General features: G+C 71.6%; 23 protein-coding genes. 15 read left to right on the forward strand and 8 right to left on the reverse strand.

Translation table 11 applies throughout. From position 1 onward, the window contains the following. Positions 1-2: 2 nt before the first annotated feature. On the reverse strand, positions 3-1688 hold the full coding sequence (locus OG470_RS07950) for a GTPase (protein ID WP_328422255.1): 1686 nt from the start codon (positions 1686-1688) through the stop codon (positions 3-5). Beyond that, positions 1685-3526 carry a GTPase domain-containing protein gene (locus OG470_RS07955; protein ID WP_328422257.1) on the reverse strand — a complete coding sequence of 614 codons (1842 nt, stop codon included), beginning with the start codon at positions 3524-3526 and terminating at the stop codon, positions 1685-1687. Before OG470_RS07955 ends, OG470_RS07950 begins: the two co-directional genes overlap by 4 nt. 220 nt (positions 3527-3746) lie before the next feature. Between OG470_RS07955 and dnaK the strand changes: the two genes are divergently transcribed. From dnaK to OG470_RS07980, 5 genes are all read left to right on the forward strand, one after another. Continuing rightward, positions 3747-5627: a molecular chaperone DnaK gene (gene dnaK, locus OG470_RS07960; protein WP_328422259.1), complete on the forward strand. Its 1881-nt coding sequence runs from the start codon at positions 3747-3749 to the stop codon at positions 5625-5627. 48 nt (positions 5628-5675) lie between these two features. Continuing rightward, positions 5676-6434: a nucleotide exchange factor GrpE gene (grpE, locus tag OG470_RS07965; protein ID WP_328422261.1), complete on the forward strand. Its 759-nt coding sequence runs from the start codon at positions 5676-5678 to the stop codon at positions 6432-6434. A gap of 85 nt (positions 6435-6519) precedes the next feature. Continuing rightward, positions 6520-7701, forward strand: a complete 1182-nt coding sequence (dnaJ, locus tag OG470_RS07970) for a molecular chaperone DnaJ (RefSeq protein ID WP_328422263.1) — start codon at positions 6520-6522, stop codon at positions 7699-7701. Between the two features lie 30 nt (positions 7702-7731). After that, positions 7732-8172 carry a heat shock protein transcriptional repressor HspR gene (locus OG470_RS07975; protein WP_328426208.1) on the forward strand — a complete coding sequence of 147 codons (441 nt, stop codon included), beginning with the start codon at positions 7732-7734 and terminating at the stop codon, positions 8170-8172. 132 nt (positions 8173-8304) lie between these two features. Continuing rightward, a complete protein-coding gene (locus OG470_RS07980; RefSeq protein ID WP_328422265.1) occupies positions 8305-8499 on the forward strand; it encodes a hypothetical protein in 195 nt (64 codons plus the stop codon). 199 nt (positions 8500-8698) lie between these two features. On the opposite strand, the gene OG470_RS07985 is transcribed toward OG470_RS07980, so the two are convergent. The 4 genes from OG470_RS07985 to OG470_RS08000 all read right to left on the reverse strand — a co-directional run bounded on the left by OG470_RS07985 (position 8699) and on the right by OG470_RS08000 (position 11354). Further along, positions 8699-9130, reverse strand: coding sequence for a hypothetical protein (locus OG470_RS07985; protein ID WP_328422267.1), 432 nt, complete (start codon positions 9128-9130; stop codon positions 8699-8701). A gap of 210 nt (positions 9131-9340) precedes the next feature. Then, a complete protein-coding gene (locus tag OG470_RS07990; protein ID WP_328422269.1) occupies positions 9341-10546 on the reverse strand; it encodes a cation:proton antiporter in 1206 nt (401 codons plus the stop codon). 5 nt (positions 10547-10551) lie between these two features. Then, positions 10552-11052: a cation:proton antiporter regulatory subunit gene (locus OG470_RS07995; protein WP_328422271.1), complete on the reverse strand. Its 501-nt coding sequence runs from the start codon at positions 11050-11052 to the stop codon at positions 10552-10554. Between the two features lie 80 nt (positions 11053-11132). Then, positions 11133-11354 carry a winged helix-turn-helix domain-containing protein gene (locus OG470_RS08000; RefSeq protein ID WP_328422273.1) on the reverse strand — a complete coding sequence of 74 codons (222 nt, stop codon included), beginning with the start codon at positions 11352-11354 and terminating at the stop codon, positions 11133-11135. A 270-nt stretch (positions 11355-11624) separates the two neighbouring features. Between OG470_RS08000 and OG470_RS08005 the strand changes: the two genes are divergently transcribed. After that, on the forward strand, positions 11625-11888 hold the full coding sequence (locus tag OG470_RS08005; RefSeq protein WP_328422275.1) for a hypothetical protein: 264 nt from the start codon (positions 11625-11627) through the stop codon (positions 11886-11888). 84 nt (positions 11889-11972) lie between these two features. Here OG470_RS08005 and OG470_RS08010 read toward each other — a convergent pair whose 3' ends face one another. Next, entirely contained in the window at positions 11973-13109 is a 1137-nt protein-coding gene (locus tag OG470_RS08010; protein ID WP_328422277.1) for an epoxide hydrolase family protein, read from the reverse strand. 85 nt (positions 13110-13194) lie between these two features. On the opposite strand from OG470_RS08010, the gene OG470_RS08015 reads away from it, so the two are divergent. From OG470_RS08015 to OG470_RS08055, 9 genes are all read left to right on the forward strand, one after another. Then, entirely contained in the window at positions 13195-13848 is a 654-nt protein-coding gene (locus tag OG470_RS08015) for a TetR/AcrR family transcriptional regulator (protein WP_328422279.1), read from the forward strand. 86 nt (positions 13849-13934) lie between these two features. After that, positions 13935-16526 carry an ATP-dependent chaperone ClpB gene (gene clpB / locus OG470_RS08020; RefSeq protein WP_328422281.1) on the forward strand — a complete coding sequence of 864 codons (2592 nt, stop codon included), beginning with the start codon at positions 13935-13937 and terminating at the stop codon, positions 16524-16526. Positions 16527-16630: 104 nt separating this feature from the next. Next, the gene (locus OG470_RS08025; protein ID WP_328422283.1) at positions 16631-17011 is read left to right on the forward strand and encodes a hypothetical protein; all 381 of its coding nucleotides are present in this window, start codon (positions 16631-16633) and stop codon (positions 17009-17011) included. Positions 17012-17153: 142 nt separating this feature from the next. Next, positions 17154-17774 (forward strand): DUF4178 domain-containing protein, encoded by a 621-nt coding sequence (locus OG470_RS08030; protein WP_328422285.1) that lies wholly within the window; start codon positions 17154-17156, stop codon positions 17772-17774. 92 nt (positions 17775-17866) lie between these two features. After that, a complete protein-coding gene (locus tag OG470_RS08035; RefSeq protein ID WP_328422287.1) occupies positions 17867-18691 on the forward strand; it encodes a hypothetical protein in 825 nt (274 codons plus the stop codon). Positions 18692-18762: 71 nt separating this feature from the next. Then, a complete protein-coding gene (locus tag OG470_RS08040) occupies positions 18763-19428 on the forward strand; it encodes a hypothetical protein (protein WP_328422289.1) in 666 nt (221 codons plus the stop codon). Positions 19429-19438: 10 nt separating this feature from the next. Beyond that, positions 19439-20248, forward strand: coding sequence for an SDR family NAD(P)-dependent oxidoreductase (locus OG470_RS08045; RefSeq protein WP_328422291.1), 810 nt, complete (start codon positions 19439-19441; stop codon positions 20246-20248). 169 nt (positions 20249-20417) lie between these two features. Further along, on the forward strand, positions 20418-20957 hold the full coding sequence (pyrE, locus tag OG470_RS08050; RefSeq protein WP_328422292.1) for an orotate phosphoribosyltransferase: 540 nt from the start codon (positions 20418-20420) through the stop codon (positions 20955-20957). A gap of 57 nt (positions 20958-21014) precedes the next feature. Beyond that, positions 21015-21392, forward strand: coding sequence for an ArsR/SmtB family transcription factor (locus OG470_RS08055; protein ID WP_007454255.1), 378 nt, complete (start codon positions 21015-21017; stop codon positions 21390-21392). A 169-nt stretch (positions 21393-21561) separates the two neighbouring features. Here the strand turns inward: OG470_RS08055 and OG470_RS08060 are convergent, their stop codons facing one another. Beyond that, positions 21562-22383, reverse strand: coding sequence for a DedA family protein (locus OG470_RS08060; protein ID WP_328422293.1), 822 nt, complete (start codon positions 22381-22383; stop codon positions 21562-21564). Positions 22384-22404 lie beyond the last annotated feature (21 nt).

Raw genomic sequence — 22404 nt, forward strand, 5'->3', positions numbered from 1 at the left:
GGTCAGCGGCGGGCGGCGTCCCGCAGCGCGTCGCGCGCCTGCGCGTACGAGGCGAGCACGATCCGCACCGGGGCGAGCACGTACTCCTCGCCCACCTGGGCGACCTCGGCCGTCAGCCGCTGCTCAGCGCGGGCTCGGGCCCGGCGGCCCGCCCAGCGCACCACAGGCCGGGTCAGCGCCGCCACCAGCAGCCCGGCCAGCAGCCCGCCGAGCAGCAGCAGGGTGGGCAGTGGCACCTGCCCGACCATCGGGCTGTCCAGCGCGGGCAGGCCGAGCACCCGCAGCGCGTAACTGAGCACCAGCCAGCCCAGCCCGACCACGGCAGCCAGCGTGACCAACCACTGCACGCCGCCGACCAGCCGCCACCAGAGCGGTCGACGGTCCAGGCCGAGGTCGGTGCTGGCGATCTTGCGGTCCAGCGCGTCCGGCAGGTCGCCGAGGCGGGACCGGGCGGCGGCGGTGACCGCGGTCGGCCAGGCGGCGGGCAGGTCGGCGGCGGCCCGGTCGGCCACCGCGCGGATGGCCAGGCCGAGCGCCGAGCGTTGGGCGGCCGTCGGGTCCGGTACCGAGGTCGCCGCGACCAGGCTCTCCGCCGGGTCGGCCCGGTCGCCGGCCGGGCCGGGCAGGTGCAGCCGGCGTAGCGGGTCGGGCCGCAGCCGCCGCCAGCCCCGGACCACCGGCCAGCCGGTGGCGGAGCCGGCCCGGTGCCGGTACGCCTGCTCCACCGCCTCGGTGACCGCAGGCACGCCGGCCGCGCCGGCCAGTGCCCGGTTCAGGCCGTTGACGGCCGCGTCGTCCGGTCCGCCCGCCGGCCGGGCCGAGCCGACCAGCTCGTCCAGCGTGGCGACCACCGTGTCGACGTCACCGGCGAGCCGGCGCAGCGCCGCCTGCCGCCCGGCGACCGTCTGCTCCAGCGCGGTGCGCAGCCCGGCCATCCCGGCCGGGTCGATGGCGGTGGTGGCCAGCAGTGGCACGCCGGTCAGCCCGTCGGCGTCGAGCAGGCGGCGCAGGTCGTCCAGGACTCGGGGCAGTTGGGCCGTGGGCAGCCGGTCGGCCTGGTTGAGCACGACCAGGGTGACGTCGCGGTGTCGGTGGAACTCGCGCAGGTAGCTGTCGTGGATCACCCGGTCGGCGTACTTCTGTGGGTCGACCACCCAGACCACCTGGTCGACCAGGCCGAGCAGCCGGTCCACCTCCAGTCGGTGGGACCGCTGCACCGAGTCGAAGTCGGGCAGGTCGAGCAGGATCAGCCCGTGCAGCGCGGTCTCGTCGTCCGCGTCCAGCGCGCTCTCGCGGACGAAGCGGTGCCGGGGCAGTACGCCGATCCAGTCGAGGAGCCGGTTGGCGCCCTCCAGCGGCCCCCACACGCAGGCGTGCGCGACACCGGTGGTCGGCCGGCGGACCCCGACCGGCGAGAGCTCCAGTTGGGCCAACGCGTTGAAGAGGCTGGACTTGCCGCTGCCGGTGGCACCGGCCAGGGCGACCACGGTGTGGTCCCGGGACAGGGCGAGCCGGGTGCCGGCCCGCTCGATCAGTGTGTGCGCGGGCACCAGCTCGGCGTCGGGCAGCAGGCCGTCCGCCGCGGTGAGGAACCGGCGTACCCCCTCCAGGCGGGCGATCAGCGCGTCGGGGTCGACCCGCCGGTCGCCGCGGAACGCCTCGCGTACGCGGCCGGCGATGTTGCTCACCGGGAGCCCTCCTCATTCGCGGCAGGCAGTGTGTCGCCGCCGGCGGCCAGGCCGCTGCGGTGCCGGGCCAGCTCGACCCGGCCGGCGGCCCGGCGCAACCCGTCGCCGGCCTCCGCGGCGGGGCGGGCGTCGGCGGTGCGGGTCAGGAAGCGGTCGGCCTCCGTGTCGAGCAGCGTCCGCACCCGGTCCAGCAGGTCGGCGCGGGCCTTGGCGGCGAGGGTACGCACCGCCTGGTCGCCGAAGATCGCCTGGAGTACGGCCTGCGCGGCGACCGTGGTGCCGGCCCCGGTGGCCACCTCCAACCCGGTCGGGATGAACGCGGTGGAGGCGAACACGGCGATCATCACGGCCAGCCCCGTGGCGTTCACCGCGTACGCGGCGGTGCGGGCCACGAACCGTTTGTCGCCGCCCTCGACCCGGACCAGCTCCAGCACGCCGCGTTGCCAGTCCCGGACCATTCGCTCGGCGCGTTCGGGTAGGTCGTCGCTCGGGTGGGCGAGCGCCGGTTCGAGCAGCCCGGCCCCGGCCGGATGCGCCTTCCACCCGGTGTGCGCGGCTTCGGCAGCCTCGGAGGCCACCCCGCGCAGCAACGTGACAAGCTGCGACTCGATGGCGTTGCGCAGTTCGGTGGCGGGCGCCGGTCGGCCGGTGACGGCGGCCACCACGCGGTCCCGCAGCCGCCCGATCCGCGCCTCCAGGGTGCGGAAGAACTCTCCGGTGCCGACGAACTCCTGCCACCGGGCGAGCACCTCACCGCGGAGCAGCCGACCGTCCTGCAGGCCCTGCTCGACGGTCCGCTCGGCGCCCCGGTAGGCGGCCCGGACCCGTTCGTCCAGCCCGTCGGCGGCGGCGACCTGTTCGTCGGCGGCGTCGGCCAACTCTTCGACGGCCGGGTGCAGCGCGGCCAGCGCCCCGTCCAGGGTCTGCCGGACGACCGCCGCCCGGGCGTCGGCGTCGGCGGCCAGCCGGGCGAACCAGTCGGCCAGCGGTGCGGTGACCCCCTCGGGCAGCAGCCCCTGGCCGTCGACCCAGGTCTCCGGCAGCACGAACAGCGGTGCCCGGCCGAGGTCCTGCGCGGCGAGCATCTCGGCCAGATGCGCGGCGATCTCGTCGCTGGCCTCCGCGGGCACCCGGTCCAGCACCATGGCAATCACCGCGCCCCGGGCCCGGGCGCTGCGCAGCAGCCCCCAGGGCACCGCGTCGGCGTACCGGGCGGCGGTGGTGACGAAGAGCCAGAGGTCGGCGGCGGCCAGCAACTGGCCGGCGAGTGCCCGGTTGGCGTCGACCACCGAGTCGATGTCCGGCGCGTCGAGGAAGGCCAGCCCGGCGGGCAGGGCCGGGGCGGTGACCAGGTGCAGGGCGCGGGGATCTTCGCTCGGCTCGGTGGTGCGGGTCAGCCCGGGCAGCAGCTCACCCTGCCGGAACCAGGCCGCGTCTGCCGGGTTGCAGACCAGCACCGGCGAGCGGGTGGTCGGCCGGAGCACGCCGGCGGCGCTGACCCGGGCCTTGACCAGGCTGTTGACCAGGGTCGACTTGCCCGCGCCGGTGGAGCCGCCGACGACCACGAGCAGTGGCGCGTCGAGCCGGGCGAGTCGGGGCAGCAGATAGTCGTCGAGCTGGTCGGTGAGGGTGGTGGCAGTCTGCCGGGCCGAGGCGGCGGAGGGCAGCGCGAGGGGGTACCGGGTGGCGCCGATCGCGGCCCGGAGACCCGTCAGCGCAGCGGGGAGGCTGTCGTCCCCGGTGGTGGCGGGCGGCTCCTCCGCGGCGTCCGGCGGGCCGGTGCGGGCTGCGACGGCGGGCGCTCCGGAACGGGTGGCGGAATCGCCGGGCGTCGTCACCGCTAAAGCGTGCCCGACCGATGCAAGGGAAGACAACCGGACGGTAATAACGGCTGGGTTGCGTCGGGTCGGCTCAACCCAACTTGACGATTCGCCGGGGCGTGGCACTATTGAGTCAAGTTCACTCAACTTGTGGTGTGGTCCGCTGCGGGCGGTGCCCGCCAGCAGCCCACGGGCGATGCCCGTCACCTGCACAACCTTACGAAGCGAGGAAGCGAAGATGGCACGTGCGGTCGGTATCGACCTCGGCACGACGAACTCCTGCGTCAGCGTTCTCGAGGGCGGTGAGCCCACCGTCATCGCCAACGCTGAAGGCTCGCGGACGACCCCGTCGATCGTCGCGTTCGCCCGCAACGGCGAGGTGCTCGTCGGTGAGGTCGCCAAGCGCCAGGCGGTGACCAACCCGGACCGGACGATCCGGTCGGTCAAGCGCGAGGTCGGCACGAACTGGTCCGTCGACATCGACGGCAAGAAGTACACCCCGCAGGAGATCTCGGCCCGGACCCTGATGAAGCTCAAGCGGGACGCTGAGGCGTACCTGGGTGAGCAGATCACCGACGCGGTGATCACCGTCCCGGCCTACTTCAACGACAGCCAGCGCCAGGCCACCAAGGAGGCCGGTGAGATCGCCGGCTTCAACGTGCTGCGGATCGTCAACGAGCCGACCGCGGCCGCCCTGGCGTACGGGCTGGACAAGGGCTCCAAGGAGCAGACCGTCCTGGTCTTCGACCTCGGCGGCGGCACCTTCGACGTGTCGCTGCTCGAGCTGGCCGAGGGCGTCATCGAGGTCAAGTCGACCAGCGGTGACAACCACCTCGGCGGCGACGACTGGGACCAGCGGATCATCGACCACCTGGTGAAGACCTTCCGTGGCGAGCACGGCATCGACCTGGGCCAGGACAAGATGGCCCTGCAGCGGCTCCGTGAGGCCGCCGAGAAGGCCAAGATCGAGCTGTCCGCCGCCACCACCACCAACATCAACCTGCCGTACATCACCGCCGGCGCGGCCGGCCCGCTGCACCTGGACGTGACGCTCAGCCGCGCCGAGTTCCAGCGGATGACGCAGGATCTGCTGGACCGCTGCAAGGGCCCGTTCGAGCAGGCCGTGAAGGACGCCGGGATCAAGATCTCCGACGTCGAGCACGTGATCCTGGTCGGCGGTTCGACCCGGATGCCCGCCGTGACCGACCTGGTCAAGCAGCTCACCGGCCGCGACCCGAACAAGGGCGTCAACCCGGACGAGGTCGTCGCCGTCGGTGCCGCCCTGCAGGCCGGCGTGCTCAAGGGTGAGGTCAAGGACGTCCTGCTGCTCGATGTGACCCCGCTGAGCCTGGGCATCGAGACCAAGGGCGGCATCTTCACCAAGCTGATCGAGCGCAACACCACGATCCCGACCAAGCGCTCCGAGGTCTTCACCACGGCGGACGACAACCAGCCGTCGGTGCTGATCCAGGTCTTCCAGGGCGAGCGGGAGATCGCGGCCTACAACAAGAAGCTCGGCACCTTCGAGCTGACCGGCCTCCCGCCGGCGCCGCGTGGCGTGCCGCAGATCGAGGTCGCCTTCGACATCGACGCCAACGGCATCGTCAACGTCCACGCCAAGGACCTCGGCACCGGCAAGGAACAGAAGATGACGATCACCGGCGGCTCCTCGCTGCCGAAGGACGACATCGAGCGGATGCGCCGGGACGCCGAGGAGCACGCGGAGGAGGACAAGCGCCGCCGCGACGACGCCGAGACCCGCAACGTGGCCGAGGCACTCCAGTGGCAGACCGAGAAGTTCCTCGCCGAGAGCGGCGACAAGCTGCCCAGCGAGAACCGGGAGCAGATCAACGAGGCGCTCGGTGAGCTGCGTGGCGCCCTCGGCGGTCAGGACATCGAAAAGATCAAGTCGGCGCACGAGCGGCTCGCGCTGGTCTCCCAGCAGGCCGGTTCGCTGCTCTACTCGCAGCAGGCCGAGGAGGGCCAGCAGCCCGGCGGCGAGGCCGGCCCGGGTGCGACCGGTGCGACCGGCCCGCAGGCCGGCGCCGCCGGTGGCGCTGCGAGCGGCGCCGACGACGTGGTCGACGCGGAGATCGTGGACGAGGACGGCAAGAAGTGACCGTCGGCCTCCGACACGTATCCACGCCGAAGGGGATGAGGTAGCCGCATGACGCAGAAGCCACGAGCCGCCGACCCGGGCGAGACCGGGTCGACGCCGGGTGGCTCCGCGCCCACCGAGCCGGCCACCGGCGACGGGGAGCGGGACGTCATCCGCAACAACCGCAAGCTCAGCGACACGACGGAGCCGGAGGGCACCGCCGCCGACGCGGGGAGCGACGCCCCCGCCGACGGCCTGGTCGAGGACGCCGAGATCGTGGTCGACGAGATCGAGATCGAGGCGACCTCGGTCGACGGCCCCACGCCGGCCGGTCCGCCGGTGGTGGACGCCCCGGCGCAGCCGGTGGGCGGCGGCGGCACCGGCACGGCGCTGGGCGCCGAGCTGGAGGCGCTCCGGGCCGAGCTGGACGAGCGGACCCGGGACCTGCAGCGGGTGTCGGCGGAGTACGCCAACTACCGCAAGCGGGTGGACCGGGACCGCAGCCTGGTGCAGGAGCAGGCGACCGGCTCGGTGCTGGCCGCGCTGCTGCCGATCCTGGACGACCTGGACCGGGCCCGGGAACACGGCGACCTGGTCGGGCCGTTCGGCACGGTGGCGGAGCAACTCACCACCGCGCTGGGCAAGTTCGGCCTGACCGCCTTCGGTGAGCAGGGCGACCCGTTCGACCCGACCCGGCACGAGGCGGTCGCGCACCAGACCTCGGCAGAGGTCAGCGAGCCGACCTGCGTGCAGGTCATGCGGCGCGGCTACCAGCTCGGTGAGCGGCTGCTGCGCCCCGCGCTGGTCGCGGTAGCGGATCCGGAATAGTGCGAGACAGTGACCGGGCCGTCCCGTCCGCCGCAATGCGGTGGGCGGGACGGCCCGACCACGACGGTAGGAAGGGGGTGGACCGGTGAGTTCGAAGGACTGGCTCGAGAAGGACTTCTACGCCGTGCTCGGCGTGGACAAGGCCGCCTCCGCGGATGACATCAAGAAGGCGTACCGCAAGTTGGCGCGGGAGTCGCACCCGGACCACAACCCGGGCGACCCGAAGGCCGAGGAGCGGTTCAAGGCCGCGTCCGAGGCGTACAACGTGCTGTCGGACACCGGCCGTCGCCGGGAGTACGACGAAATGCGTTCGCTGTTCGGCTCGGGCGCGTTCCGGCGCAATGCGCGGGGTGCGGGGCCGGGCGGCGTGCCCTTCGACGTCTCCGACCTGTTCGGCGGCGGGGCCGAGGGCGGTGACCGTCGCTTCGGCGGGGCCGGCTTCCAGGACCTGTTCAGCTCGATCTTCTCCGGCGGCCAGGGCGGTGGGCAGGCCGCGCCGCGCGGCCCGGCCCGCGGTCGGGACGTGGAGACCGAGGTGGCGCTGGACTTCGGCGACGCGGTGCGCGGGGTGACTCTGCCGCTGACGCTCCGCGCCCCGGGCGTCTGCGACACCTGCCACGGCAACGGGGCCAAGCCCGGCACCCAGCCGCGCACCTGCCCGTCCTGCCACGGCGCCGGGGTGACCACCCGCAACCAGGGGTCGTTCAGCTTCTCCGAGCCGTGCCGCACCTGCCAGGGCGTCGGCACGGTGGTCGAGGAGAAGTGCCCCGAGTGCCACGGCAGCGGCGGGGTCACCAAGACCCGCACGCTGAACGTGCGCTTCCCCGCCGGGGTGGCCGACGGCCAACGGATCCGGCTGGCCGGGCGGGGCGAGCCGGGTGAGCGCGGCGGCCCGGCCGGTGACCTGTTCGTGCACGTCAAAGTCCGGCCGGACGAGCTGTTCGGGCGTACCGGCGACGACCTGACGCTGACCGTGCCGGTCACCTTCGCGGAGGCCGTGCTCGGCACGGACCTCCGGGTGCCCACGCTCGACGGCGCGGTGACCCTGCGGGTCCCGCCGGGTACGCCGAGCGGTCGGGTGCTGCGGGCTCGGGGCAAGGGCGTGGTCCGCCGCGACGGGCAGGCCGGCGACCTGCTGGTCACGCTGGACGTGGTGGTGCCGGCCCGGTTGTCGGACGAGGCGCGCACGGCGCTGGAGGCGTTCGCCGAGCAGAGCCCGCCAGCGGCACGGGAACATCTCGACGCACGGGTGCGTCGGATCAGTTAGTCCGGTGGGATGGACGCGGAGGTGAGCGGGATGTCGGGCGAGTTCCTCGGTTCGGGTGACCCTGCCTACGAGGCCAAGGTGCTGATGATCTCGGTCGCGGCACGGATGGCGGGGATGCACCCACAGACCCTTCGCCAGTACGACCGGCTGGGGCTCGTGCAGCCCGGCCGGGCGGCCGGCGGCGGGCGTCGGTACAGCGTGCGCGACGTGGTGCTGCTGCGCGAGGTGCAGCGGCTCAGCCAGGACGACGGGATCAACCTGGCCGGCGTCAAGCGGATCATCGGGCTGGAGCAGTTGCTGGAGCAGGCGCAGCAGCGGGTGGCCCGGCTGGAGGCGGAGTTGGACGCCGCGTACCGCCGGGTGGCCGAGCTGGAGTCGCTCGCCCGCTTCCCGGGCCGGGATCTGGTGCCGACCAACCGCACCTCCACCGCGCTGGTGGTCTGGCGTCCCCGCCGCCTGCCCGATCGCTGACCCGCTCTTCCGGTCCCTTCTCCTCGGCCCGGCCCGCTCCGGTTTTCCGGCGCGGGCCGGGCCGTTCCGGTTAGCCTGTCGACACGGGTTCTATCGGCTTAATTCGGACCTACCGGCATAGCAGGGGGAGCGATGGCGGAGCCGGCGAAGGAGATGGCCCAGCAGACGGAGGACCGGCTCGAAGACCTGGCCGACACCATCCGCGAGAAGTTCGACAAGGTGACCGAGGGAAGCTTCCGGGACCAGATCACCGAAGGGCGGTTCGCCGACCAGGTCGACCACGGCGTCGACCAGGGCCGGGCCGAGACCCAGCGGAAGCAGGACTGACCGGTAACCGACGTGCGGGCCGGGACCCACGGGGGGTCCCGGCCCGTTCGCCGTCCTGAAGTGCGGGCCGGGACGCAGTGACGCCTGCGGTGGGGGTCCCGGCCCGTTCGCCGTCCTGAAGTGCGGGCCGGGACGCAGTGACGCCTGCGGTGGGGGTCCCGGCCCGTTCGCCGTCCTGAATGCGGGCCGGGACGCGGCCTCAGCCGAGGCGGCGGTTTTCGCGGACCAGGCCGCCCTCGCACCAGTCCCGGTAGGCGAAGAGGTCCGGTCGGGCCAGCAACACCCGGCCGTTGTGCGCCCAGATCTTCATCAGCTCGTCGCCGTCGCGCTCCGCCTGCTCGACCAGCTTGCGGAAGCGGCGCTTCGGGTGCGCGCGGAAGTTCGTCCGGATGCCGTCGGCCGCGTAGATGTAGAGGCAGTGCAGCGCGAAGCGGCGGGCCGGACAGGTCGAGTCCATCGCAAGCTCGAAGAGCGTCAACACCAGCCGGTCACCGGAGACCAGGAGGTCCCAGTCGGGTGGCATGGAAGCCAACGGCACCGAATCGGGCTGGTACGCCCAAGCTCGTAACTCCGCCGGAGTCGGATCGACGGGGTTAGCGAAGCCGTGGAACGTCGACTCCTGCACGCTCACCGGCCAACCTTCCGCTCTCGCCCGCGTCGGCACTGGCCGTCCGCGAACCCTGGCTGCTGGGGCGAAACGGTAACCCGCCGTCGGGTGCTGCGGTAGCCCTCGTTGGGAGCAATTCAGCAACCGTTGGCCTGGCCGGGCGAACTGGATGGTCGAGCGGACACGAGCACCGCCGCCGCCGTTCAGAATGCGGGAAACGGCGGCGGCGACGCGTCAGTCGTGAATCGGAACCGGCTCCCGCCGCTGGGCCGCCGCGCGGGTGCGCAGCCACCGCTTGAACCACGGGAAGTCGGGCAGCCGGGCCAGCATCGGCCCGGTCACGACGGTGATCAGTACGTACGCCGTCGCCAGCGCGGCCAACCGTGGCTCGACGCTGCCGGAGGCCACCGCGAGCCCGGCGATGACGATGGAGAACTCACCGCGGGGTACGAGTGCCAGGCCGGCACGCCAACGACCGGGTTCGGCGATGCCGACGCGACGGGCCGCGAGGTAGCCGGTGAGCGTCTTCGTCGCCATGGTGACCACGGCCAGCGCGAGTGCCGGCAGCAGCACCGGCGGGATGTCCCGTGGATCGGTGACCAGCCCGAAGAAGACGAAGAACACCGCGGCGAACAGGTCCCGCAGCGGGGAGAGCAATTGGGTCGCGTGGTGCGCCACCGGGCCGGAGAGCGCGATGCCGACCAGGAACGCGCCGACCGCCGCCGAGACCTGGAGCTTCGCCGCGAGGCCGGCGATCAGCAGGGTCAGACCGAGTACGCCGAGCAGCAGCGCCTCCGGGTCCTTCGCCGACAGGGCGGACGAGATCAGATGGCCGTACCGAATGGCGACCACCAGCACGAGCAGCACCGTGCCCACCGCGACGGCGAGCGCGATGCCGCCGCCGCGCAGGCCGGTGCCGGCCAGCACGGCGGTCACCAGCGGCAGGTAGAGGGCCATCGCCAGGTCCTCGATCACCAGGACCGAGAGGATCACCGGCGTCTCCCGGTTACCGAGCCGGCCCAGGTCGGCGAGGACCTTGGCGATCACCCCGGAGGAGGAGACCCAGGTGATGCCGCCGAGCACCAGGGCGGCCACCCAGTCCCAGCCGAGCAGCAGGGCGAACGCCGCGCCGGGCAGCGCGTTGAACACGCCATCGATCAACCCGGCCGGGGCCGCCGAACGGAGGTTGCCGACCAGTTCGTTGGCTGAGTACTCCAGGCCGAGCATCACCAGCAGCAGGATCACGCCGATCTCGGCGCCGACCGCGAAGAACTCCTCGCTGGCGTTGAGCGGGAGCAGCCCGCCGTGCCCGAACGCCAGCCCGGCGAGCAGGTAGAGGGGAATGGGTGAGAGGCCAACCCGGCGGCTGAGCCGGCCGAGGACCCCAAGCAGCAGCAGCAGCGCGCCGACTTCGACGAGCAGAGTTGTGGATTCGTGCATCCGCCTCAGCCGTCCGGGTCACTGTCGGCGAGGATGGCGGACACGCCGTCGAGACCCTTGCGGGTCCCGACAACGACCACCACGTCGCCGGCTGCGAAGCGGAAGGTGGGAAGCGGCGAGACGATAACCTCGCCGTCGCGCAGCACCGCCACGATGGAGGCGCTGGTGCGGGTACGCGCCTTGGTGTCACCGAGCTGCCGGTTGACGTACCGCGACCCGGCCGGGATGGCGAACTGCTCGGTGAGCAGACCGGCGGCCTGTTCGCGCAGCCCGGAGAGCTGGCCGAGCATCAGCGACGCGCCGAGGATGTCGGCCAGCGCCTCCGCCTCGTCGTCGGTCAGCGGGATGTCCGCCTGGCAGGAGTCGGGATCGTCGGGGTCATAGAGGACAAGATCACGACGGCCATTGCGGTGGGAGACGACGCCCAAACGGCGTCCGGACTCCGTCACCAGATCGTGGCGTACCCCGATGCCTGGTAAGGCGGTCTGCTCGACACGTACTCGCACCCGCCAAGGCTACCGCTTCGTGAACCGGGCTTAGATCTTGGTCGAACTCGGCCCGTCCAAGGGCCGTTTCCTTCCAGGATCTAGGGCTTGTCGCTGACGTACGTGCCCTTGCCCTGGTGGCCCTCGATCAGGCCCTCGGCTTGCAGGATCAGCAGAGCGGAACGGACCGGCTCGGCGGACACGCCGTAGTGCGCGATCATCTCGCGCAGCGAGGGCAGCTTGTCGCCGGGCGCGTATTCGCCCGAACTGATCTTGTCGCGAATGTCCTGTGCGATGCGTTGGCGGTCCGAGACTCGGGGCATGGGGCAACTCCTGGTAGGCCCCAAGATCCTCCCATGCGTGTGGCCGGTCGGCCAACACTTCGCGTGCTAAGCATGGTCACTGGTTGTCTTGCAATGCTTTGCATTGTATGTTGGCCGTGCGGGCGCTTGGGAGTGGAAAGCCTGGTAGGCAACCGGCCCTCGGCCTGGTCGTCCGCATTGGCTGGCACGGTCGCCCGCTCGGCCGTGCCAGCAGCCATCCACCAGAGAGGGTGATGCCATGACGTGTGAACCGACGGCCGTGCGACTCCAATGAGCGGGCGTTTTGTCATCCATCTGCCGGTGGCCGCGCCCGACCTGGCTCGCGCCAAGATGCTGGGTCGGACCGCCGGCCGGTCGCTGGCCTTCCTGGCCCGGATCGACCTCGGTGGGATCACCGTCTCGACCGAGGACGACCAGGGGGTACGACACTGGGTCTTCTGCGATCGGCGGCTGGACGGTGGTCGCCGTTGCGTGCTGCGAGCCGACCACGAGACTCCCTGCACCGCCCGCCTGCCCCGTCGAACCGGCCGGTGATGTCGTAACCGTTTCAGCTCGACAGGCGCCGGACGCGCCGGTGCCCGCCCCGACGGAGCGGAGCGGGCACCCGGGCGCGACTGGTCAGCGAAGGCTGGCGAAGAACTCGCGGATGTCGGCGACCAGCACATCGGTGGCCTGGTGGGCGGCGTAGTGGCCGCCGACGTCTCCGCGGCCGTCGACGTCCGTCTCGTACGCCGTCCACCGGACGATGTTCGCGTGGTCCCGGTCGGCGAAGCGACGGATGGACTGGAAGTCGCCGGGGAACATGGCCAGCGCGGTCGGCACGGTGGTCGGGTCGGTCGGCGGCTGGCCGGCGTGCGCGTCCTCCCAGTAGAACCGGACCGCCGAGGCGGCCGTGCCGGTGAACCAGTAGACCGCCACGTTGGCCAGGATGAAGTCGGCCTCCAGGCTCTCGTCGAAGAGTTGGGCGTTCCAGGCCAGCAGCCCGACCGGCGAGTCGGCCAACCCGAACGCCAGGGTCTGCGGCTGCTGGCTGTGCACCTGGTTGAAGGAGAACTTGTTCTCGTAGAACCACTGGAGGTGCTCAAGCGCCGCCTGGTCGGCCTCGGAGAGCCCGGCGAACTCGGCCGGGTCGCCCGAGGGGAACGAGAAGAGCTGGGTGACGTGCACGCCGAGCACGTGCTCCGAATCGGTTCGGCCCAACTCGGGCGCGATCATCGAGCCGGCGTCGTTGCCGATGGCGCCGTAGCGGTCGTACCCCAGTCGGTTCATCAGCTCGGCCCAGGCGCGGGCGGTGCGGTACCGGTTCCAGCCGGCGCTGCGGGTCGGGCCGGAGAATCCGAAGCCGGGCAGCGACGGGATGACCAGGTGGAAGGCCGGCGCGTCCGGTGCGGTCGGCTCGGTGAGTGGGGCGATCACGTCCAGGTACTCCAGCACCGAGCCGGGCCAGCCGTGGGTGAGCACCAGCGGGGTGGCGTCCGGGCGGGACGACCGGACGTGCAGGAAGTGGATCTGCTCGCCGTCGATCTCGGTGACGAACTGCGGGTGGGCGTTCAGTTGGGCCTCGACGGCCCGCCAGTCGAACCCGTCCCGCCACCGGTCGGCGAGGGCGCGGACCCGGTCGTTGCTCATCCCGTACGCGTCGCCCGCGCCGGGGAGGTCGGCGGGCCAGATCGTGCGGCCCAGTCGGTCAGCCAGGTCGTCGAGGGCGGCCTGCGGGATCTCGACGCGGAACGGGCGGATCGCGGTGCCGGTCATCTCGGAACTCCTTCGGAACGGAATGTTTCGTTCTGCAATCAGAGTAGCAGACCGGAACGATCCGTTCCACTGTTAGTCTGGAGTCATGCCGACTCCCCCCGGAAAGAACGACGTGCCGCTGCCCGGCCGCCGTGCCCAGGCCGCCCGCAACGACGAGGTGATCCTCGAAGCCGCCCGCGCGGTCTTCCTCGAGGACCCGAAGGCCCCGATCGCCGCCGTCGCCGAACGCGCCGGCGTCGGCATCAGCGCCCTCTACCGGCGGTACGCGGGCAAGGAGGACCTGCTGCGTCAGCTCTGCCACGACGGGCTGCGCCGGTACATCGCGGTGGCCGAGGCGGCCCTCGCCGAGCCGGACGACTGGGCCGCGTTCGCCGGCTTCATGGCCCGGGTGGTCGACGCCGATGTGCACTCGCTCACCGTCCACCTGGCCGGCACCTTCACTCCGACCGAGGAGATGGGTCGGGCCGCGACGCGCGCCAACGAGCTGGCCACGGTGCTGTTCGAGCGGGCTCACGCCAGCGGGCGGCTGCGTCCGGACGTGGTCGTACAGGACCTGGGGCTGGTGCTGGAGGCGTGCGCCGCGGTGCGCGTACCCGATCCGGAGCGGACCGGGCAGTTACGCCAACGCCAGCTCGCGGTGCTGCTGGCCGGCCTGTCGACGACGCCGGACACGGATCCGCTGCCCGGCCCGCCCCCGGCGGCCGGGGAGTTCGACTGGCGGTGGCGCCGCCCGGAGTGATGGGCGTCACAGCGCTAAGGTTGAGCGGAATACGCTCAACTCTGGTTGTGTCCAACCCAGTGGACAACGCCGATCCGGGGGAGCCCATGAACACCGAACGCCTCACCACCAAGAGCCGCGAGACCATCACGGGTGCCGTCGCACTGGCCAACCAGCGCGGCCACGCCACCGTGGAGCCGTGGCACCTACTGCTGTCCCTGCTGGACACCGACGGCTCGACCGCCGCCGGCCTGCTGCGCGCCGTCGGGGCCGACCCCGCCGAGCTGCGCCGGGCCGCCCAGCGTGCGGTCGACGGCCTGCCCGCCGCGCGGGGCTCCAGCATCGCCGAGCCGACCCTGGCCCGAGAGTTCGTCAACGCCATCGGGGCCGCCGAGCAGATCGCCCGGCCGCTGGGCGACGAGTACACCTCCACCGAGCACCTGCTGGCCGGCCTGGCCCGGGTGGGCGGTGCGGTGTCCGGAGCGCTGAAGTCAGCCGGCGCCACCGAGGAGGCCCTGGTCGCCGCGTTCCCGACCGTCCGGGGTGGGGACCGGCGGGTCACCACCGCCGACCCGGAGCAGACCTACCAGGCATTGACCAAGTACGGCGTCGACCTCACCGCCAGCGCCCGGGACGGCAAGATCGACCCGGTGATCGGCCGGGACTCGGAGATCCGCCGCGTCATCCAGGTGCTCTCCCGGCGTACCAAGAACAACCCGGTGCTGATCGGCGAGCCCGGCGTCGGCAAGACCGCGATCGTCGAGGGCCTGGCCCAGCGGATCGTGGCCGGTGACGTGCCCGAGTCGCTACGCGACAAGAAGCTGATCTCGTTGGACCTCGGCGCGATGGTCGCCGGCGCGCAGTACCGCGGTCAGTTCGAGGAGCGGCTGAAGTCCGTGCTGGAGGAGATCAAGAACTCCAACGGGCAGGTCATCACGTTCCTCGACGAGCTGCACACCGTGGTCGGTGCCGGCAAGGGCGAGGGCTCGATGGACGCCGGCAACATGCTCAAGCCGATGCTCGCCCGCGGTGAGCTGCGCATGGTTGGTGCCACCACGCTGGACGAGTACCGCGAGCACATCGAGAAGGACCCGGCGCTGGAGCGTCGCTTCCAGCCGGTGCTGGTCGGCGAGCCGACCATCGAGGACACCATCGGCATCCTGCGCGGGCTCAAGGAGCGCTACGAGGTGCACCACGGCGTCCGGATCACCGACGCCGCACTGGTCGCCGCCGCGTCGCTGTCGAACCGCTACATCACCGACCGGTTCCTGCCGGACAAGGCGATCGACCTGGTCGACGAGTCCGCGTCCCGGCTCCGGATGGAGATCGACTCCCGGCCGGTCGAGGTGGACGAGATCGAGCGGGCGGTCCGCCGGCTGGAGATCGAGGAGATGGCGCTGGCCAAGGAGCCGGACGCCGCCTCCGCCGAGCGGTTGGTGCGGCTGCGCCAGGAACTGGCCGACAAGCGCGAGCAGCTCACCGTACTCTCCGAGCGCTGGCAGACGGAGAAGAGCCACATCACCAAGCTCTCCACCGCCAAGGAGGAGCTGGAGCGCCTGGGTGGCGAGGCCGAGCGGGCCGAGCGCGACGGGGAGTTGGAGCGTGCCGCCGAGCTGCGCTACGGCCGGATCCCCGCGCTCAAGGTCGAGCTGAAGCAGGCCGAGGAGGAGCTGGCCCAGCTCCAGGCCGACGGCGCGATGCTCAAGGAGGAGGTCGGCGCGGACGACATCGCCGCGGTGGTCGCCTCCTGGACCGGCATTCCGGCCGGCCGGCTGCTGGAGGGCGAGACGGCGAAGCTGCTCCGGATGGAGGAGTCGTTGGGCGGCCGGGTGGTCGGCCAGGTCGAGGCGGTGGGTGCGGTCTCCGACGCGGTGCGCCGGGCCCGGGCCGGTGTCGCCGACCCGGACCGTCCGACCGGCAGCTTCCTCTTCCTCGGCCCGACCGGGGTCGGCAAGACGGAGCTGGCCAAGGCGCTCGCCGAGTTCCTCTTCGACGACGAGCGGGCGATGGTCCGCATCGACATGAGCGAGTACGGCGAGAAGCACTCCGTGGCCCGCCTCGTCGGTGCCCCGCCCGGCTACATCGGCTACGAGGAGGGTGGCCAGCTCACCGAGGCGGTGCGCCGCCGGCCGTACTCGGTGGTGCTGCTGGACGAGGTGGAGAAGGCCCACCCGGACGTCTTCGACGTGCTGCTCCAGGTGCTCGACGACGGTCGGCTCACCGACGGTCAGGGCCGCACGGTGGACTTCCGCAACGCGATCCTGATCCTCACCTCCAACCTCGGGTCGTCGGTGATCGGCGATCTGACGCTGGGCGAGGAGCAGCGTCGGGAGGGGGTCCTCGCGGTGGTCCGCTCGCACTTCAAGCCGGAGTTCCTCAACCGGCTGGACGACATCGTGGTGTTCGCCGCGCTGCGCGGGGACGATCTGCGCTCCATCGTGGACATCCAGCTGGACCGGATGCGGCGGCGACTGGCCGACCGCCGATTGGCACTGGACATCACCGAGTCCGCGCGTCAGTGGCTCGCCGAGCACGGCTACGACCCGATCTACGGCGCCCGCCCGCTACGCCGCCTGGTCCAAACGGCGATCGGCGACCAACTGGCCAAGGCCCTCCTGTCGGGCACCATCCGCGACGGCGACACGGTAAAGGTCGACCTGACCACCCCCACGAACACCCTCACGGTAACCCCCGCCTGACCAGCGCGGTGATCAAGAGGTTTGCGTCATCGAGATGTCTTCTCATGACGCAAACCTCTTGATCAACAGGGTGAGGTGGGGGCGGGCGGGGAAAGGATGGGGTCATGTTCGGGATCGGGAAGAAGTGGGAACGGGAACTGGACGCCGCCGTCGACGAGTTGGTGGGGGCCGACACGCTCGCCTTTGGCGGGGTTGGCATCGCGGGCACAATGCTGCCCGTGACCGAGGCTTACCAGCGGGTCTGGGCCGCTCTCGACGACCACCCCGAGGAGGTACGACGGCAGCTCGACCGGCTGCTGGCCGAGGGCTCACCCGCCGGTAGGGCGTACGCGGCCACGCTGCTGGAGCGGATCGACCCGGCGACGGCCCGGGCAACCTGGACGTCGCTGCGGGACGACCCGACCGAGTTCACCACCTTCGTCGGCTGCGTGATGGGTCGCACCACCCTCGGCGACTACGCCACCCAACGACTCGCCGCAGCATGATCCGTTCGCCGATCGGAGCTACCCGATCGGCCCTGCCGACCGCCGACGGCCCACCGCGCGTTGAGCTATCGGCCACAGCACGAGCCTCCCGGGTGCCGAGGGTTGTTACCGTCTGCGCCGACGTACCTGGGGAGGTGGTCGGGTGGACGCACCGGTGATGTACCTGGTGGCGGCGGTGGTCGTACTCGCGGTGGTCGTGATCGTGATCGTCGTGCGGGCCCGTCGGCGGGCGACGGCCCGGCCCGGCGGTGCGCCACCCCGCAGACGGCCCGAGCGCGGCCGGGTGGCGGAGTCGCCGCGCGGCGGCCCGCACCGCCTGGCCCCGGGCGACCGCGTGCGGATCCACGACCAGGAGTACGCCGTGAGCGGCACGATCCGCCTGGTCGAGGGGGACTGGAGTTGGGTGCAGCACCTGCTCGACGACGCCTCCGGCACCCGGCACCGTCTCTCCGTGGAGGACGGCCCCGACCTGGAGTTGGTGCTCTGGACCGCCGAGCCTGGCGCGACCGTCACCCCCGGCGCCCCGACCATCGACCTCGGCGGCCGGCGCTACACCTGGGCCGAGACCGGGCAGGCGCGCTACACCGCCATCGGAGAGACCGGGCTGCTGCCGGCCGGGACCATGCGTTACCACGACTACCAGTCCGGCGGCGACGCGCGGCTCTCCTTCGAGGCGTACGGCGAAGAGGGCTGGCGGGTGGCCCGCGGCGACCTGCTCGACCCCGCCGACCTGACGATCCAGCCCGCTACCGACGACCGCTGAGCGCGACCCCGACGGGCGCGCCGGGGTCGTCACGGCATGCCAGAGTGGCCGGTTGTCGATACGGTGTGGGCGCGATCTAGGGAAGGAGAATCGTGGTCGATTCCCAGAGCACGCCGGCCCGCCAGCGGCCATCCATCGTGACGATTTCCAGCTACCTGCTTTTTCTGTTCCTGGCGTGCCAGGTGATCAGTCTTGTCCTCACCCTCGCCACCGCCGGCAAGACCCGTGACGCGCTCCGTGAGGCGTACGAGGGCAGTACCGCCGAGGGCGCCGACCAGGTGGCGGATGTCTTCTACGCCATCGGCCTCGGCAGCAGCATCCTGCTGCTCCTGCTCGCGGTCGTGCTGGGCGTGCTGGCCCTGTTCAACAACCAGGGCCGCAACGGCGCCCGGATCACCACCTGGATCGTCGGCGGCATCATGGTCTGCTGCGTGGGTGGCAGCCTGCTCAGCGGCGCGGCCGGCAGCCTCACCACCGGTGGGGACACCAGCGGTGACATGCCGAGCGCCGAGGAGATCCAGCGTCGGCTGGACGAGGCCCTGCCCTCCTGGCTCACCCCGGTCAGCATCCTGCTCGGCGTGATCAGCCTGCTCGCACTGCTCGCGGCGCTGATCCTGCTGGCGCTGCCGAAGGCCAACGAGTTCTTCCGCAAGCCCGCCGTGGGCTGGGAGCCGCCGACTCCGGGCGCCAGCTACCCGGGCTACCCGCAGGCGCCGGGCCAGCCCGGCTACCCGCAGGCCCCCGCCGAGCCGGGCTATCCGTCGACGCCGGGTTACCCGTCGACGCCGGGTCAGGCGCCCGGGTCGGATCAGCCGGGCTACCCGCCGCCGCCCTCGACGGGCACGGCCGGCACGGACCGGCCGGACGACACGCCGCCGGCCGACCGCCCCGGACAGAACCCGCCGTCGACGAGTTGACCGCTCGATAGCCACGACACCGACGATCCCTCCGATAGGTTGCAACCCGACGCCTACCGGAGGGATTCGTCGTGTCGTACCCGGAATCGGCACCGGTCCGCCGGCCCGCCGTGGTCCTGCTGGCAACGGCTGTGCTGCTGGTGATGGCGGTCGCCGCACTCGCGTACACCGTCGTCGACCTGGCGGTGCTGGGCCGGACGGTCGACGCCTTCCGCTCCGCCGCCCGGGACACCTCGGCGAGCGCGCAGCAGATCGACGACGTGGTGACCCTGCTGCGAGCCTCCGCGGCACTGTCGGCGGTGGTGGCCGCGCTCTCCGCGCCAGTGCTCGCCGGCCTGGCCCTCGGGCTGCTGGCCGGTCGATCCGGCGTCCGGGTGGCCACCTGGGTGGTCTGCGGGCTCGGTCTGCTCGCCGGCTGTTGCAGCGTGGCGGTGGTCATCGGTGAACGGGCCGCACCACTGCGGTTGGGCGACGGCGAGCGGGCGACCGCCGAGCTACTGGGCCTGATCGGTGACGCGTACCCGTCGTGGTGGATCCCGTTGAACGCGGGGCTTTCGGTCGGACAGTGCCTCGGTTACCTTGTGGTAGCTACGCTGCTGACCCTGCCAGCGGCGAACGCCTGGTTCCGTCGGCACCGCCCGACGACGCCGACCGCACCGACCGTTCCACCCCGGTTCCCACCCGCCCCGCACCAGCCGCTGCCGGCGCCGCCCACGCCCCCGTACCCGCCCAGGTGAGGACCCGCCCGTGACGCTCGACCCGACGACCGCTGAGCGACGGGCCCTGATCACCGGCGCCACCGCCGGCATCGGCGCGGCGTTCACCCGCCGATTGGCCGCCGACGGTTGGCACCTGGTGCTGGTCGCCCGGGACGCGGGCCGGCTGACTGAGTTGGCTGCCGAGTTGGGCTCCCGGTTTGGCCGCGAGGTGGAGACGATTTCGGCGGACCTGTCCACGGACGACGGCTGCGCGACCGTGGAACGGCGCCTCGCCGACGGAAGCCCGGTGCACCTGCTCGTCAACAACGCCGGGATCAGCCTGAACAAGCCGTTCCTGCGCTCCTCCGCCGAGGACGAGGCACGCCTGCTGCGGCTCAACGTCCACGCGGTTATGCGGCTGACCCTGGCGGCGCTTCGTCCGATGACCGAACGGCGGGATGGGGCAGTGATAAATGTCTCTTCGGTTGCCGGATTCGGCACGGTGATGCCCGGGTCGACCTACTCGGCCAGCAAGGCGTGGGTCACCAATTTCAGCGAGTCCGTCGGCCAGTCGACGCGCCCGTTCGGCGTCCGGGTGATGGCCCTCTGCCCTGGCTACACCCGCACCGAGTTCCACGAGCGTGCCGGCATCAACATGTCGAAGACGCCGGAGTGGATGTGGCTGCGGGCCGAGGATGTGGTCGACGAAGCCTTGCGTGACCTGGGCAAAGGCAAGTTGGTCAGCATCCCGGCGTGGAAGTACAAAGTGGCCGTCGCCGGTCTGCGCCTCGCGCCGCGCCGGCTGCTCCAGGCGGTCGCCCGGGACACCCGTGGCCGGATAGGTCGCGACGAGAGCTGAGCCTCCACGGGCCGGCCGGTCCGCGGGCACTGTCGCCGGGAGGTTGGCGCGCCGCAACTGGCACGGTCGCTGAGCGTAGTCGAACATCGCCAACCGTCGGTCCCCCGGCGGGCTGATCAGGGTGGACCCCACATACGGCGTTCAGACTTGCGCAGTAATCTCTATCGCCATGGGGGACCACGACGACCTGCGTAAATTCATTACCGACCTGGCTGTGGTCCACGGACGGGTCGTGCTCTCCTCGGGGCGCGAGGCAGACTGGTACGTCGATCTGCGGCGTGTCACGCTCCATCACCAGGCCGCCCCGCTGGTCGGTCGGGTGTTGCTTGACCTCACCGCCGATTGGGAGTTCGACGCCGTCGGTGGGCTCACCCTGGGCGCGGACCCCGTCGCGCTCTCGATGATGCACGCCGCCGCTCCAACCGGTCGGGCACTGGACGCCTTTGTGGTGCGCAAGGCGGGCAAGGCCCACGGTCTACAGCGGCGGATCGAGGGACCGGAAGTGGCCGGCCGTCGCGTGTTGGCGGTGGAGGATACGTCCACGACGGGTGGAAGTGTGTTGACGGCGGTCGAGGCGCTTCGTGAGGCCGGAGCCGAAGTCGTGGGTGTGGCGGTTATTGTTGATCGAGGCGCCGGCGACGCGGTGCGAGCCGCCGGATTGCCGTACCGGGCGGCCTATACGTTGGCTGACCTCGGCCTTGTGGCGTAAAAGTTTGCCGATTCGGATCTGCTGATATGCAGGCGGATCGATGCTGCTGGTGGAAGGATGGAATACGTGGGAACTGCGTTGGCCGAAATGACTATGCCTCAGATCTCGCCGCTTGCCGGCGAGCCGATCGAACGTGCCGATGCCGAGCGTCTCGCGGGGGTCCTCAAGGCCCTTGCCGATCCCGCCCGGTTGCGGCTGCTCAGCCTGATCCAGTCGGCCCCAGAGGGCGAGGCGTGCGTCTGTGACCTGACGGCGCCGCTCGGCCTCTCTCAGCCGACGGTCAGTCACCACCTGCGTATCCTCACCGAGGCCGGCTTGCTGGAGCGGGAGAAGCGCGGTGTCTGGGCGTACTACCGGCTGGTCCCGAGTGCGATCGCGACGATCGCCGACCTGCTGACCCCGCCGCGTAAGCGGGCCACCAAGAAGGCCCGCTGAAGTAGGCACTGCACACCGTCCCGCGTTGGGATGGTGTCCGGTGGCGAGCCAGGGGTGGCGCCATCGGTGAGTGACACCTGCTCGTCCTCGGCCGCACCGCCGGAGGCCGGGTCCGACATGCCGACGGCCGACCCCCTCACCAGGGGGCCGGCCGTCGTCGTACCTCGGATCAGCGCTCCTGGCCGTGCTCCGGACGCCGACGGTCGTGCGGGTGCTCGTCGTGGTCGAACGTCTCGCGGACCGCTTCCACCGCGCCAACGGCGCTGGCCGTCGCGACCACAGCGACCGCCTCGCCGCGCTTGCGGGCCCGACGGTCGCGGAGGAACTCGAAGAAGATCGGCAGCACCGAGATCACGATGATCAGGGCCACCACCGGCAGGATGTAGTGGTCGATCTTGTCGCCGATGGCCTGGTAGATCTGCTCGGCCAGCAGGTAGCCGATCAGCAGGATGCCGTCCACCCAGAGCACCGCGCCGACGATGTTCCAGAGCAGGAACTTCCGCGCCGGCATGCCCAGAGCGCCGGCGACCGGGTTGAGGAAGGTCCGGACGATCGGGATGAAGCGCGCCAGCACCACGGCCTTCGCCGGGCCGAACTTCTGGAAGTAGTACTCCGCCTTCTCCACGTACTCCTTCTTGAAGAGCCGGGAGTTCGGCCGCTCAAACATCCGCCGGCCGTACCGCGCGCCGAGCCAGTGCCCCAGCTGGGCACCGACGATCGCGCAGATCGGCCCACCGATCAGCAGCCCGGCCAGGGAGAGTCGGGTGCCGTCGCCGAAGATGGCATCCGCGACCGGCGACGAGGCCACCCCGGCCAGGAACAGCAGCGAGTCGCCGGGGAAGAAGAAGCCCACCAGCAGGCCGGTCTCGGCGAAGAGAATCACCCATACGCCGATCAGCCCGAAGGTCTGCAACAGCTCCTTGGGATCGAGCGGGTTCAGGGCGACGCTCTCCGCGAGCGCGCGGGTCTTCTCAGCTGTGTCCACGGCCACAAAGGGTACCGAAGGCTGGGC

It is taken from the genome of Micromonospora sp. NBC_00389, from assembly GCF_036059255.1.
GTDB lineage: Bacteria > Actinomycetota > Actinomycetes > Mycobacteriales > Micromonosporaceae > Micromonospora.

Coding starts and splice junctions, on each gene's coding strand:
- dnaK (WP_328422259.1), top strand. CDS start 3,747: ATGGCACGTGCGGTCGGTATCGACCTCGGCACGACGAACTCCTGCGTC.
- grpE (WP_328422261.1), top strand. CDS start 5,676: ATGACGCAGAAGCCACGAGCCGCCGACCCGGGCGAGACCGGGTCGACG.
- OG470_RS07975 (WP_328426208.1), top strand. CDS start 7,732: ATGTCGGGCGAGTTCCTCGGTTCGGGTGACCCTGCCTACGAGGCCAAG.
- OG470_RS07980 (WP_328422265.1), top strand. CDS start 8,305: ATGGCGGAGCCGGCGAAGGAGATGGCCCAGCAGACGGAGGACCGGCTC.
- OG470_RS07990 (WP_328422269.1), bottom strand. CDS start 10,546: ATGCACGAATCCACAACTCTGCTCGTCGAAGTCGGCGCGCTGCTGCTG.
- OG470_RS08000 (WP_328422273.1), bottom strand. CDS start 11,354: ATGCCCCGAGTCTCGGACCGCCAACGCATCGCACAGGACATTCGCGAC.
- OG470_RS08005 (WP_328422275.1), top strand. CDS start 11,625: ATGAGCGGGCGTTTTGTCATCCATCTGCCGGTGGCCGCGCCCGACCTG.
- OG470_RS08010 (WP_328422277.1), bottom strand. CDS start 13,109: ATGACCGGCACCGCGATCCGCCCGTTCCGCGTCGAGATCCCGCAGGCC.
- OG470_RS08015 (WP_328422279.1), top strand. CDS start 13,195: ATGCCGACTCCCCCCGGAAAGAACGACGTGCCGCTGCCCGGCCGCCGT.
- clpB (WP_328422281.1), top strand. CDS start 13,935: ATGAACACCGAACGCCTCACCACCAAGAGCCGCGAGACCATCACGGGT.
- OG470_RS08025 (WP_328422283.1), top strand. CDS start 16,631: ATGTTCGGGATCGGGAAGAAGTGGGAACGGGAACTGGACGCCGCCGTC.
- pyrE (WP_328422292.1), top strand. CDS start 20,418: ATGGGGGACCACGACGACCTGCGTAAATTCATTACCGACCTGGCTGTG.
- OG470_RS08055 (WP_007454255.1), top strand. CDS start 21,015: ATGGAATACGTGGGAACTGCGTTGGCCGAAATGACTATGCCTCAGATC.